This is a genomic window from Bacillus sp. LBG-1-113, from assembly GCF_020708615.1.
Lineage (GTDB): Bacteria > Bacillota > Bacilli > Bacillales > Bacillaceae > Bacillus > Bacillus mojavensis.
On record NZ_JAJFDG010000001.1, the window covers coordinates 962,569 to 978,318 of the forward strand.

Here is a 15,750-nt window from a genome sequence, read left to right on the forward strand (position 1 = left end):
TTTATCTATGTGACACTGAGGTGGAGAACGATTTAACACTAGTCATATAAAATCAAAAAGAATGAAGAAAAATTCTAGTGATGAAATACTATTAAAAAAAGCTACTTTTATAACTTTACATTCGGAATCCTCATAAAATTAATCAAGAAAAATAAATAATTAATACTATATTCAAAAAAATGTTATAAAAATTTTATATTTTTTATTGTACTTTAAAAAAATTCGGTTAATATAATGCATATATGGATGATATAGACATATAATTTCTTTTTATTGTAATTATTTCAGTTTCTTATCCTCTTATAATGAGAATTGGAGGGAATTCGTTGAAAGAATATACTTATGGTTTAACTCATGCCCAAAGGAGAGTTTGGTTTACTGAACTGTTAGAGCCTGGTACAAGCATCTGTAATCTGACCGCCTGTGTAAAATTCAGGGGTGATGTTGATCTTGATGCTCTTCAGTTGGCTCTGAACCTTTCAATCTCCCGTAATGATGCAATCAGGTTCCAGCTGACAGAAGGAATTGAATCGGAGTCAGAGCCTCGTCTGTACCTTGCAGAAAACAAAGAATTATCACTTGAAATAATAGATTTTACAAATACTGAAATGACAGAAACAGAGCAATGGATTCATGATCAAGCCAGAATTCCGTTTACGTTGCTTGACTCGCCTCTGTATCAATTTTATCTCCTTAGAATCCACCCTCATGAGATTTGGCTATATGCGAAATTCCATCACATTATTATGGACGGCATCTCTTTAAATTTGATGGGAAATCAAATTATTGATCTGTATCAAAAAATTAAAAAAGGGGAGCCTATACCCGATCAAAAAGAGCCGTCTTACCTTAGCTACATAGAAAAAGAGAGGCAGTACTTACAATCTTCACGTTTTGAAAAAGACCATTTATTTTGGACGCAAACCTACCAACAGCCGCCGGTGTACCACTCACTAACCGGACAGAGCACTTTACAAAAGCAGAGTACCTCCGCATCGAGAGATACCATCACACTTTCACCTTACCTAGCACATTCCATCCAAGCTTTTTGCGAAGAACAGAAAATCAGTATGATTTCCTTATTTATGGCTTCATTTTACATATGTATCAGCCGCCTCACCTCTAAAACGGACCTTGCAATCGGAACCTACTATGGAAACAGGGGGTCAAAGGCGGAGAAAGAAATGCTTGGCATGTTTGTCAGCTCCCTTCCAATCAGAAAAACGGTTGATTCTGACGCCGATTTTCTTTCCTTTGTGCGCAGTGTCGGCAGAGAACAGCTTTCAGTCATGCGCCATCAAAGATTTCCTTATAATTTGCTGGTGAATGAATTAAGAAAAGAACACAAGGATTTACACAACCTGATTGGTATATCTATGCAGTACCATCCGCTTCAATGGAAAAAAGCGGATGATTTGAACTATGAGACGGCGCTTTATTTCAGCGGATACACCGCGAACGAGCTTTCTGTTCAAATACAGGAGCGGATAGACACTGGAGCCATTCAATTAAATTTCGACTATCAACATATATTATTTTCTCTTGAGGACATTAAACGGATTCAGCACCACCTGCTTACGTTGCTGGAAAACGCGCTTCAAAATCCTCATCGTACTATAAAAGAATTAGATATGGCAGAAAAACGTGAGAAAGAAAAAGTTTTGTATGAATTTAACAGAACGAAAGCTGTTTCGCCTGCAGCTCCGACGCTGCACGGGCTGTTTGAACGTCAGGCGGCTTTGACGCCGGAGCGGACGGCCTTACGCTTTTCTGGCGGCTCGCTGACTTACGCGCAGCTTGATATGTACGCCAACAGACTGGCAGCGCGCCTTACGGCGCACGGTGTCACGAAGGAAAGCATTGTCGGTGTTCTAAGCGAGCGGTCGCCGGACATGCTGACAGCCGTTCTCGCCGTATTAAAGGCAGGCGGGGCTTATTTGCCTCTTGATCCTGTATATCCAGAGGAGAGGCTGAGCTATATGCTGAAAGACAGCGGGGCAGCATTGTTGCTGACACAGCCGGGATTAAAGGCACCTGATTTTTCCGGAAAGACACTTGAAGTGGATCTGACGGCTCTTGCGAATGAAGAATCCGAATATCACTCTCTTCATCAAGCGGACAGCGATTCTCTCGCCTATGTGATCTATACGTCAGGCTCCACTGGACGGCCGAAAGGAGTCGCCGTTGAGCACCGCCAGGCGGTTTCCTTTCTGACCGGCATGCAGATGCAGTTTCCTTTAGAGGAAGACGACATCATTATGATGAAAACGTCTTTTTCCTTTGATGCGTCTGTCTGGCAGCTGTTTTGGTGGACGCTTTCAGGTGCTTCGGCCTATCTGCTTCCGTCCGGCTGGGAGAAAGATCCAGCATTGATGGTAAAAGCTATTCGAGAGGAAAGCATTACAACGGCCCATTTTATTCCGGCCATGCTGAACAGCTTTTTGGACCAAGCGGAAATCGATGCACCGAGAAGCCTGAAGCGTGTATTCGCCGGAGGTGAACCGCTGGCCCCTCATACGGCAGCCCGTTTCGCTTCTTTGCTGCCCGAGACATCGCTGGTTCACGGCTACGGGCCGACAGAAGCAACTGTTGATGCGGCATTTTACCCGTGTGATCCTGAACTGGATAGGGATCGCTTGCGCCTTCCGATCGGAAAACCTGTGCCTGGCGCGCGTCTGTATGTGTTAGATCCGCATGTAGCCGTGCAGCCTGTCGGCGTAGCGGGAGAATTGTACATCGCCGGAGCCGGCGTCGCCAGAGGCTACTTGAATCGCCCGGAATTAACAGAAGAACGTTTTCTTGATGATCCATTTTATCCGGGTGAACGCATGTACAAAACGGGTGATTTGGCGCGCTGGCTGCCAGATGGACAAGTGGAATTCCTCGGCCGTCTGGATGACCAGGTGAAAATCCGCGGCTACCGGATTGAACCGGGAGAAATCGAAGCGATGCTCAGAAGCATAGAAGGCGTGCGGGAAGCGGCTGTGACTGTTCGTACAGAAAGCGGAGAGACGGAATTATGTGCGTATGCAGAAGGGCTCGAAAGAAACGAAGTGCGCAAGCAGCTTGAGACATTGCTTCCAGGCTACATGATTCCTGCTCATATCATTGAGATGGAACAATGGCCGGTTACCCCGAGCGGAAAGCTCGACCGAAAAGCGCTGCCTGCTCCTGACGGAGCGGCAGATCGGGAAATCTACTCGGCGCCGAGAAACCTGACAGAGATGAAGCTTTCCCAGCTGTGGGAGGAAGTGCTGAAAAGCGGCCCTGTCGGCATTCACGACAACTTTTTTGACCGGGGAGGCCATTCCTTAAAAGCCACCGCGCTTGTCTCCCGGATCGCCAAGGAATTCGGCGTCCAAGTGCCGCTGAAGGAGGTATTTGCCCATCCGACGGTAGAAGGTTTGGCTTCTGTCATCAGCAAAGGAACGGAAAGTCCGTATGAAGCCATTAAGCCGGCAGAAAAACGCGAGTCCTATCCGGTTTCCTCTGCCCAAAAGCGGATGTATGTGCTCCAGCAGCTGGAGAATGGAGGCACAGGCTACAATATGCCGGCGGCCTTGGAGCTTGAAGGAAAGCTGGATCTTACAAGAATGGATGTCGTATTTAAAAAGCTGATCAAACGCCACGAGTCACTGCGGACGTCCTTTACAACGGACACAGACGGCGAGCCGGTTCAGCGCATCCATGACGAAGTGCCGTTTACATTCCACACCTCTGTGCTTTGCGGACAACCTGAACAGGAGGCCGCGGCAGCGTTTATCCAGCCGTTTGATCTCAGCCAAGCTCCGCTGTTTCGGGCGGGGATCGTCAAGGTATCAGACGAGCGGCATCTATTACTGGTCGATATGCATCACATTATTTCAGATGGTGTTTCGGTCAATACGCTCATTCGGGAATTCGGGGAGCTGTACGCCAATCAGGAGCTTCCGCCGCTCCACATTCAATATAAAGACTATGCCGTATGGCAGGAGGCCTTTAAAAAAGGAGACACGTACAAGACGCAGGAGGCGTACTGGCTGAAGCAGCTCGAAGGTGAGCTGCCTGTACTGGACCTGCCGGCTGATTACGCCCGGCCGCCGGTGCGAAGCTTCGCGGGTGATCAAGTTTCATTTACGCTCGATCAAGAACTCACAGCCGGGCTTCACAAGCTCGCACGGGAGAATGGAAGCACCCTGTACATGGTGCTCCTGGCAGCTTACACAGCGTTATTGGCGCGCTTAAGCGGACAGGAAGACATCATCGTCGGGTCACCTATCGCCGGACGTCCTCACAATGACCTCGAGCCGATACTTGGAATGTTCGTCAACACCCTGGCGCTTCGGGCACGCCCGGAGGGCGGGAAGCCATTTGCGCAATTTTTGCAGGAAGTTCGCGAGACCGCCTTGGAAGCTTACGAGCACCAGGATTATCCGTTCGAAGAGCTTGTCGACAAGCTCGGCGTAACGCGGGATATGAGCCGAAACCCAGTGTTTGATACAATGTTTATTCTTCAAAATATGGACAAGCAAGACATTCATCTTGGAGACATAAAAGCCCGGCCTGCAAATGTCATTCATCAAATTTCTGTATTTGACATGACGTTGATTGCAGCTGAATCAGATGGAGTCATCAAATGTGACATGGAATTTAGTACCGACGTATTTATGAGAACGACAATTGAACGCTGGGCGGCTCATTTTACCGAATGTTTGCGTGCTGCCACGTCAAATCCTAATACCACTCTCTCACAAGTGAATATACTTAGCGAAAAAGAAAAACAAAAGATTTTGATAGAACTCAACAAACCTCACGTTGAATGTTCTCAAACTGATACCGTTTTTCATCGCATGTTTGAAAAGAGGGCTGAAGAGACACCGGAGCATATAGCTGTTATTGACGGTGAAAAACAGATCAGCTATCGCCATCTCAACGAAAAAGCCAATCGTCTGGCGCGCACACTGCAAGAAAAAGGAAAAGAGAAGCAGCTAATCGTTGCTGTTTTAGCGGAGCGATCCATTGATGCTATTGTTGGTATTTTAGCCGTTATGAAAGCCGGCGGCGTGTATATTCCGATAGATTCTCATTACCCAAAAGCCCGGATTGAATATCTTCTCAAAGATAGCGGGGCTGAAATTCTTCTTTTGCAGAATGAAGTAAAGCATTTGATTTCAGGCTCAGATATAGGTGATATTTCTCGTGTCTGTCTTGATGATGAAAGTTCCTATGAAGCAAAAAGTTGCAATCTTGCTTCGTCTCCTGTCCCGGAGGACTCGGCATATATCATTTATACGTCAGGAACAACCGGTGCGCCTAAGGGCGTTATCGTTACGCACCGAAACTTTGCTCATGCTGTTCTTGCTTGGCGCAGCATATATCAGCTCGATCAAATGCCTGTCAGGCTGCTTCAAATGGCGAGCTTCTCCTTTGATGTCTTTTCAGGAGATTTGGCGAGAACGCTGGCCAACGGAGGGACTCTAGTCATTTGCCCTGATGACACAAGGCTTGAGCCTGCTGAATTATATGCATTGATGAACCGCCAGCGTATCACGATCATGGAGTCAACGCCGGCACTCATTGTCCCATTTATGGAATATGTCTACCGCAATCAGCTTAGTCTTTCTGACTTAGACATTCTTATTCTTGGTTCGGATATGGTGAAAGCTCATGACTTCCAAACAATGGCGGAGCGTTTCGGAGGCAACATGCGGTTAATCAATAGTTACGGGGTTACAGAGGCCACGATCGATTCAAGCTACTATGAAATGAATATGGGTGAAGAGTATTCGGGAGACAGCGTACCGATCGGCATCCCGCTTCCCAATGTAAAACTGTACGTACTCAGCCAGACTGATCATATACAGCCGATCGGTATTGCCGGCGAGCTTTGCATCGGCGGAGCCGGCGTTGCCAAGGGCTATCACGGAAAATTTGAATTAACGGATAAGAAATTTACAGAGAATCCATTTGTGCCTGGAGAAAGACTGTATAGAACAGGGGATCTGGCCTGCTGGCTTCCAAACGGCACTCTCAGACTTCTTGGCCGGATAGATCACCAAGTAAAGATAAACGGGTACAGAATCGAAACAGAAGAAATTGAAAGTGTGCTCCTCCAAACAGGACTTGTGAATGAAGCGGTTGTTACGGTTCAAAGTGATACGAATGGACAGGCTCGTTTGGCAGCTTATATTCTGCCTTCAGATGCCGATACAACGGTTCTCCGCGGTGCTCTATCAAAAATGCTGCCGGCATATATGATTCCTGCGCATATCATTCCTTTGGAAAAGATGCCGCTGACATTAAACGGGAAGCTGGACAGAAGAGCTTTACCGGCACCAAATGAAGCTTTCTCGCGGCCGTATACTGCACCGGTCAACGAATTGCAGGGAATGACAGCGCAGATTTGGGAGGACGTGCTGAGCGTGTCTCGAGTTGGCATTCACGACTCCTTTTTTGAGCTTGGAGGAGACTCTATTAAAGCACTGCAAGTGTCTGCCCGGCTGGCAGCTGAAGGCTGGAGCATGACTATACAGGATTTATTCCGTTATCCAACAGTTCATGAGCTGAGCGGCCATATCACACCATTGACATATCAGGCTGAACAGAGGCCTATCGAAGGTGAAGCGGATCTCACACCGATTCAGAACAAATTTTTCGATCAGCGTCATGCTTTTCGTGATCATTACAACCAATCGGTCATGCTTTTCAGCGAAAAGGGGTTTCATGCCGACGCGCTTCGTCAAGCGCTGCGCAAATTGACTGAGCATCATGACGCGCTTCGCATGGTGTTTACACAGAATCATGCCGGGCGTGTCGTTCAGTACAATCGCGGCATTCAGATCACTGAAAACGAACTGTTCGGATTACACGTGGCAGATTGGACAAAAGAACAGGCAAAAGGCACACTCTTGGAAGAAAAATTTGCTGCTGAGGAAATCGTGCTTCAAAGCAATATGAATGTAAAAGAAGGACCTTTGCTGCAAGCAGGCTTGTTTAAAACGATAGAGGGAGACCATTTGCTGATTACGATCCACCACCTCGCTGTAGATGGCGTTTCTTGGAGGATTCTGCTTGAAGATGTAGCTGCAGCCTACCAACAGTCTTTGGAGCAAACAGAGATCAAACTGCCGCCGAAAAGCGATTCTTATTTATCATATGCCAATGGTCTGGCACAGATAGCCGGAAGCCGGTCATTGTTATCAGAAATAACATATTGGCAAACGATTTTGGATGCTCATAACGTTTTTCTGCCTAAGGACAGGGCTGAATCGGACAGGCATCAAAGCAGTGCTGAAACAGCTGCGTTTGTATTAGCCAGTGACTGGACTAAAAAACTGCTGTTTGAAACGCAGCAAGCCTATGGGACTGATGCCAACGAACTTTTGCTGACTGCCTTAGGAATGGCGCTTTACGAATGGAGCGGACACGAACAAATTGTGATCAGCACTGAGGGCCATGGAAGAGAAGGACATGTTCCGAATATTGATATTTCACGAACAGTAGGCTGGTTCACTTCTATTTATCCTATCCTTCTGGACATGAGTGTACCGCATTCATCCGAAGATCAGCTCGGTTACAGAATCAAAGCGACAAAGGATAGGCTGAGAAGAGTGCCGCATAAGGGAACGGGCTACGGCTTATTAGTCCAAAAGGGAGCCATACAGCATAAAGAGCCTGAGATCAGCTTCAATTATCTTGGACAATTCAGCGAAGATGAGAGTTCGGGTTTGTTTCAACTGTCTTCTTATCAGCCTCGTTACGAAATAGCTGGGGAGAGAGAAAGAGAGTATGAGCTCGATATGAATGCTTTGATAACAGATGGGCGTCTGCAAGTCAAAGCAGTTTACACCCGGGTGTTCCACGAAAACACCATTCAGAGTTTGATGGACAGCTTTCACAGTCATCTTATCGAGATCATTGAGCATTGTACAAAGAAAAAAGAACGAGAAAAAACGCTGAGCGATTTCAGCAACAAAGAATTAACGCCATCCGCATTATCTAGCATCGAAAATCTCGTTAAAGGTCTTTAACTTTTGGAAAAGGTGTGTGGAATTGATGACGCAAGCAACACAGATCCAAGATATTTATCCGTTATCGTACATGCAGGAAGGGATGCTGTTTCATTCACTGCTTGATTTCAGTTCTAAAGCTTATGTGGAACAAACCTCGTTTACCATTACAGGCAGCCTGTGTATCGATTCGTTTCAAAAGAGCTTAAATCTTCTTGTTTCCCGATACGATATTTTCAGAACCATTTTCATTAAGGAGGTGCCGGATCTCACTGGGCCGCAGCAAGTTGTGCTGACAAACCGTGAATTAACCGTACAAAGGGAAGATCTTTCTCACCTGAAACATGGTGAGCAGCTTGCTCTGATAGAAGACTTTATGCAGCAGGACCGGGAAAAAGGGTTTCACTTGCAAAAAGATCCGTTAATGCGGCTTACGCTTTTTGATAGAGGAGACAGCACATATACATGTGTCTGGACACATCACCATATCATCATGGATGGCTGGTGCTTGGGCATCATCCTCAAAGAATTCTTCAGCATGTATGACTCACTTAAAAATAACAGGCCTGTGCAGCTCGGCAGCACGGTGCCGTACAGCCGTTATATTGAATGGCTCGGAGAACAAGATAAAGAAGAAACCGCTGCATACTGGAGAGATTATCTGCAGGAGTACGGCAAGACCGCTTCTATTCCCAAGCTAAAAAGCCGCTCAGCGAACGGGGAATATGAACCCGCACATATCCGTTTTTCTTTGGATCAAGCTATCGTTCAGAAATTGACAGCAGCTGCCCAAAATTGGGGTGTTACATTAAACACTTTATTTATGAGTCTATGGGGTGTTCTTCTCCATCGGTACAACGGAACCGATGACGCGGTCTTCGGCTCTGTTGTTTCCGGACGTCCGTCTGCAATTGACGGGATCGAGTCAATGGTCGGCTTGTTTATTAACACGGTTCCGGTGCGTATTCGATCTGCAGAGAAAATGGCGTTTTCTACGCTTGTCAAATCCGTGCAGGAGGATACTTTACATTCTGAGCAGCATGGTTATTATCCGCTTTATGAGATTCAAAACCGCAGTGCTTTGAAGCAAGGATTGATTGATCATATTCTTGTCTTTGAAAATTATCCCGTACAGCTTCAGCAGGCAGTCAATAGGCAAAGCGAAAATGACGAAAACGCATTGAAGCTTGATGACATTTCTATGTCAGAACAAACCAACTATGACTTTAACGTTGTCATCGTTCCAGGTGAATCATTTTATATTAAATTCAGCTACAATGCCGCCGTTTATGAACGGGAAGAGGTGCTTCGGATTCAGGGGCACCTCATGCAGGCAATGGATTGTATTTTGTCAAATCCGGATATTGCTGTCGGAAACATCAACATTGTGCCTCCTGAAGAACAAAAGCTCATTCAATCGTTTAACGAAACGGAGTGCCATTATCCAAACAAAACGGTATCTCAATTGTTTGAGGAGCAGGCTCTCAAAACACCTGATGCGGCTGCTTTGAGAATGGGAGATGAGTGCCGGACATATCGGCAATTAGATGAAAGAGCCAATCATATTGCGCACGCCCTGATAGAAAAGGGAGCTGGACCTAACGGGATTGTCGCTGTGATGATGGAACGGTCAATGGACATGGTTGCTGCCTTGCTTGGAATTTGGAAAGCCGGCGGCGCTTATCTGCCTCTTGACCCAAGTTATCCGAAAGAACGGCTTTCTTTTCTGCTGCATGACAGTCAAGCAGCTCTCTTACTGACAGAAGAAGAACTTATTTCTTCCATCCCGTCAGGCTTTGAGGGCAGTATTGTGACATCAGAACACACAGCACATTACAAAACGGACTCTCCTGATGTATCGATTGGTGAGCTTGCCTACCTGATCTATACGTCAGGAACGACAGGACGGCCAAAAGGTGTGCTCGTTGACCATCAAGGAATTGCAAATACCTTGCAGTGGAGACGGGAAGAGTACGGCATGAGCGAAGGGGGTACAGCACTTCATCTGTTTTCCTATGTTTTCGACGGCTGCGTGACGAGCTTGTTTACTCCGCTTCTGTCCGGTGCATGCGTGCTGCTGACAACAGATAACGAAGCGAAGGACGTGCTCGCCCTTAGACGGAAAATAGCTCAATACAAGGTCAGTCATATGCTTATTGTTCCTTCCTTGTACCGGGTGTTATTAGAAGTGCTGACAGCTGAAGATGCACAAAGTCTTCGTATCGTGACATTTGCGGGCGAAGCAGTGACTCCCGACCTGCTTGAGACCAGCAGAAAGATTTGCCCCTCCGCTGAACTTGCAAATGAATATGGACCGACAGAAAACAGTGTGGCAACAACAATACTTCGTCATCTGAACGAAAAAGAGAAAATCACGATCGGACGCCCGATTGCCAATACAAAAGTATATATTTTACAAGGAGATCAGCTGCAGCCGATAGGCGCGGCGGGTGAGCTGTGTATTTCAGGCGCGGGTCTCGCACGGGGGTACTATAAGCGGCCAGAGCTAACAGAGAAAGCATTCACAGACCATCCATTCCTCAAAGGGGAACGCTTATATCGAACCGGAGATGCAGGGCGCTTTCTGCCTGATGGCACGATTGAATATGTTGGACGTTTTGATGATCAGGTAAAAATCAGGGGATATCGCATTGAATTGAGTGAGATTGAAACTGTTCTTCGGCAAGCACCTGGAGTGAAGGAAGCTGCGTTGCTTGCCCGTGATGTGTCTGATGAGGAAAAGGAACTCGTTGCTTATATCGTTCCGGAAATGGGAAACGGCCTTCCGAATCTGCACCAGCATCTAGCCGGTACATTGCCGTCCTATATGATTCCAGCAAGCATCATCAAAGTCACTCAAATGCCGTTAACATCCAGCGGGAAGCTCGACCGTTCCGCACTTCCGGAACCAGAAAACACAACTAGCTTAACGTACATGCCGCCACACACTTTAATGGAAACTAAACTGGCACGCATTTGGGAAGAGGTGCTGAACAGAAATCAAATCGGTATTCGCGATGATTTCTTTCAATTAGGCGGACAGTCCTTAAAAGCAGCCACACTCGTATCGAGAATACATAAACGGCTGAATATCGAGCTGCCGCTCAGCGACGTTTTTTCTTATCCGACCGTGGAAAGCATGGCAGCCAAACTGATGAGTTTACATGAGCATGCTTTTACGCAGATTGAACCCGCGGATTATAGAGATGTCTATCCGCTGTCTTTCTCGCAAAAAAGATTATACGCTCTTTACCAGCTGGCAGATGACAGCACAGGCTACAACATGCCGGCAGTACTGGAACTGCGAGGACATTTGGATCGCGGGAGATTGAGAAAAGTTCTCACAGAGCTTGTGAACCGGCATGATTCATTGCGTACTGCATTTGAACTGAACAACGGTGAGCCAGTGCAAAGGATTCATCCGGCGCTGACAGCTGATCTGAAAGAGCTTGAAATTGAATCAGAACAAATGCTGCAGTCTGCGATCTCGTCCTTTATCAAACCGTTTGATCTAACGGATGGACCGCTTTTTAGAGCAAGCTTGATATCTCTTGAAAAAGAAAGAGCCTATTTGCTGCTCGATATGCATCACATCATTGCTGACGGAATCTCTATGAGTACACTCGTCCAAGAATTCACTGATCTTTATTGCGGAAAAGAGCTTCCAGCTTTAAACCTGCACTATAAGGATTTTGCGGTTTGGCAACAAGAGAAGTTCCCGGAAACGCATTACAGCAAACAGGAGGCCTACTGGCTGAAGCAGCTTGGCGGCAGCCTTCCAGTATTGGATTTGCCTCTTGATAAAACGAGGCCGCTTCTGCCTGATTTCAGCGGCGGAACATTTGAAGTAAACATTGATAAAAGAACGGCGGAAGAACTGCACCGCTTGATGTTTGAAACGGGAACGACGATGTATATGCTCCTTCTGGCTGTCTATTCCATCATGCTTTCCAAACTGAGCGGGCAGGAGGATATCGTTGTCGGCTCGCCTGCTGCCGGGAGACCGCACGCTGATCTGGAGCGAGTCATCGGGATGTTTGTCAATACATTAGCTATGCGATGCCAGCCTGAGGGCCGCAAAACGTTCAGCTCTTATTTGCAGGAAATTCGCGAACTTGCTCTGACTGCATACGAGCATCAGGATTATCCTTTTGAAGATCTCGTCAATAAGCTTGAAACGAAACGGGAGATCAATCGCAATCCGCTGTTTGACGCGATGCTCGTGCTTCAAAACAGCGAAGATTTCCGGTTTGAAGTGCCCGGCTTATCTATCTCGTCTGTAACCCCGTCACACAATGTGTCTAAATTCGATTTGACATTACACGCTGAGGAGCATTCCGATGGCATTCGCTGCCGCTTCGAATACAGTACCGCGCTGTTTGAAGAAGAAACCATTGCTAGATGGGCCTCTCATTTTATTGAGCTGGTGAAAGGAATAACCTCTGACATTCATATGAAGCTATCGGAAATGCAATTGCTGTCTGCTCCAGAGCGCGAATTGCTACTTGAAACGATGGGTCAGTATGCTGACTATCCAAGAGATGAAAGCATCGTTCGTTTATTTGAAAAACAAGCAGCTGAACATCCCGAACATACCGCAGTCGTATGCGATCATATACGGCTGACTTATCGCGACTTGAATGAAAAAGCAGAACGGACAGCGGCTATGCTGATGAAACAAGGGATCCAATCCGGGGATATCATCGGTTTATTGTTGGATCGATCGCCTGATATGGTGATTGGCGTTTTATCTATCCTAAAAGCCGGAGGAGCATACTTGCCGATTGACCCTGAATATCCTCAAGAACGCATCAGCTTTATGCTGAATGACAGCGGGGCAAGAATTCTCCTGACAGAGCCCGGACACAACAAACCGGCGGATTACCATGGGCAAATTTTATATCTGAATGACGCCGAAAACGAATTGATTTCGCCTGATTTGAAAGCTCAAGAAATATTAGCAGACCAGCCAGCTTATGTGATTTATACATCTGGAACCACTGGGCAGCCAAAGGGCGTCGTTGTCGAGCACCGCAATGTGATGAGTCTATTGAAGCATCAGGATTTGCCTTTTGATTTTGACAGTGAGGACGTTTGGACTTTATTCCATTCATATTGCTTTGATTTCTCAGTATGGGAAATGTTCGGAGCGTTGCTGAATGGAAGTACGCTGGTTGTTGTCTCCAAAGAAACAGCCCGCGATCCGAATGCATTCCGCTTATTGTTAAAAAAAGAAGGCGTCACAGTACTCAATCAGACTCCAACTGCTTTTTACGGACTCATTCATGAAGAAGAAAACCATACGGACCGATTACATGTGCGATACGTTATTTTCGGCGGAGAAGCTTTACAGCCCGGCATGCTTGTAACTTGGAACGAGAAATACCCTGATACTGATCTGATCAATATGTACGGCATTACTGAAACAACTGTACATGTGACATATAAGAAATTGTCCTCAGCTGATATAGAAAAAAATAAAAGCAATATCGGAAAACCGCTGGCAACCCTTCAGGCTTATGTGATGGACGCTCATATGAATCTTCAGCCTACAGGAGTTCCAGGAGAGCTGTATATTGGCGGAGAAGGGGTAGCCCGGGGGTATTTGAACAGAGATGATTTGACCGGGGCCCGATTTGTACCTAATCCTTATCTTCCGGGAGACAGATTATACCGAACCGGAGACCTTGCAAAGCGTCTGGCAAATGGAGAGCTGGAATATATGGGCCGCATTGATGATCAAGTAAAAGTGAGAGGACACCGCATCGAGCTCGGTGAAATCCAGGCGTCTCTGCTTCAGCTACCAATAATTAAAGAGGCGGCTGTCATTACAAGAGCTGATGAACAAGGCCGATCCGCTGTATATGCTTACTTGGTTGCGGCAGATGGACAGGTCGTAAATGAAGCAGATATCAGGACTGCCCTGAGAGCCGTTCTGCCTGATTTTATGGTGCCTGCCCGCTTGATCCAGATTGACAGCATCCCGCTGACGGTTAACGGCAAGCTCGACCAGAAAGCCCTGCCGGAACCAGATAAGCGCGCTCAAGCTGAGAATGATATCAGCCCTAGAAATGAGATTGAAAAGGCGATGGCTGACATTTGGGAAGAACTGCTCGAAGCGGAGGAGATAGGTGTCAGCGCGAATTTCTTTGAGCTTGGAGGGGATTCAATAAAAGCGTTGCAGGTGTGTGCGCGGCTGAAGCAGCGAGGCTATGAAACGACAGTGCGTGAGATGTTTGAGCATCAGGCGCTTGGTGAACTGTCGGCTCGCGTTCGAAAAGCTGTACGCGTAATTGACCAAACGCCCGTTGAAGGCGAGCTGCCTTGGACACCCGTACAGCAGTGGTTTTTCTCACAATCATTGGAAGCCCATCATTTTAATCAATCCGTTATGCTCTACCGGGCTGAACGGTTTGATGACATTGCACTCAGAAAGGTACTGAAAAGCTTGGTGACTCATCATGACGCACTGAGAATCATATGCCGTTTCAAAGATGGCAAGCCTGTACAGGTTAACAGAGGACCAGATCTTCCAGATGAGGAGCTATATGCCTTTGAACTGTTTGATGTAAGAGATCATCACTCAAATACAGCAGGTGATTCACAGGGCTTATCAGCCGAAGCACGCAAACAGATTGAAGAAATGGCAAACCAAATTCAGCAAACCATTCGATTGGAGACTGGCCCTTTGCTTCATGCTGGTTTGTTTAAAGCCGAAGATGGAGACCATTTGTTTCTGACGATTCATCACTTAGTCATTGATGCCGTTTCATGGCGCATTTTATTTGAGGATTTTTCGATTGCTTACGAACAGGCAGTCTCAGGAAAATCCATCGAACTGCCGGAAAAAACAGATTCATATTTCACCTATGCACAAACTTTGGCTGACTATTCAAAAAGCCGGCGTCTGCAGCGTGAAATCGCGTATTGGAAAGAGCGGGAGGATCGGCATATTGAACCTATTGCCAAAGATCATTCGATCACCTCGAACTCATTCAAAGATACAGAAGTAATTGATTTCGAGCTGTCCCGTGAAGACACAGAATTGCTGTTAACTGCTGCTAACAACGCATACAACACGGAAACAAATGATATCCTTCTGACTGCTTTAGGCCTAGCTTTGCAGGAATGGACGGGACTTGACCATTTCAAAATTAGTATGGAGGGCCACGGCAGAGAAGATTATCTTGACAATATTGACATGAACAGAACTGTAGGCTGGTTCACTTCAATTTATCCTGTATGGCTTGATATGAGTGATTCTGACTATAAGGATGAAGGTGAGCGGCTGGGGCGATACATTAAACAGACAAAAGACATGCTGCACCGCATACCGCATAAAGGCGCAGGCTATGGAGTGCTGAAATATATCAACAAGATATGGGATGCTAAGTACAGTGACCCAGAATTCAGCTTTAATTATTTAGGCCAGTTTGATCAGGATGTTCAATCAAAAGCTTTCGAGATTTCTGATATTAAGACAGGAAATGAAATCAGCCCGGATTGGGAGCGGCCTTATGTGCTTGATATCAGCGGAGCCGTTTCATCAGGGTGCCTGCACATGCACATCATTTATAACGGACTTCAATTTAAGAAACAAACCATTCAGGCATTAGCCGATCATTTTAAACATGCGCTTGAAAACATGATTCAGCATTGCGCGGGCAAAGAAAACCGTGAATGGAGTGCCGCTGATTTTACTGATGAGGAATTAACGCTGGAGGATTTAAGTGAAATTATGGGAGCCGTCAACAAACTATAG

The 15,750-nt window shown here is 46.5% G+C and carries 2 protein-coding genes; both read left to right on the top strand.

Annotation, left to right across the window (positions count from 1 at the left end; translation table 11 throughout):
- Positions 1-326: 326 nt before the first annotated feature.
- On the top strand, positions 327-8,009 hold the full coding sequence (gene fenC, locus LJF29_RS05290) for a fengycin non-ribosomal peptide synthetase FenC (RefSeq protein ID WP_229147378.1): 7,683 nt from the start codon (positions 327-329) through the stop codon (positions 8,007-8,009).
- Positions 8,010-8,034: 25 nt separating this feature from the next.
- The gene (gene fenD / locus LJF29_RS05295) at positions 8,035-15,750 is read left to right on the top strand and encodes a fengycin non-ribosomal peptide synthetase FenD (protein WP_229147381.1); all 7,716 of its coding nucleotides are present in this window, start codon (positions 8,035-8,037) and stop codon (positions 15,748-15,750) included.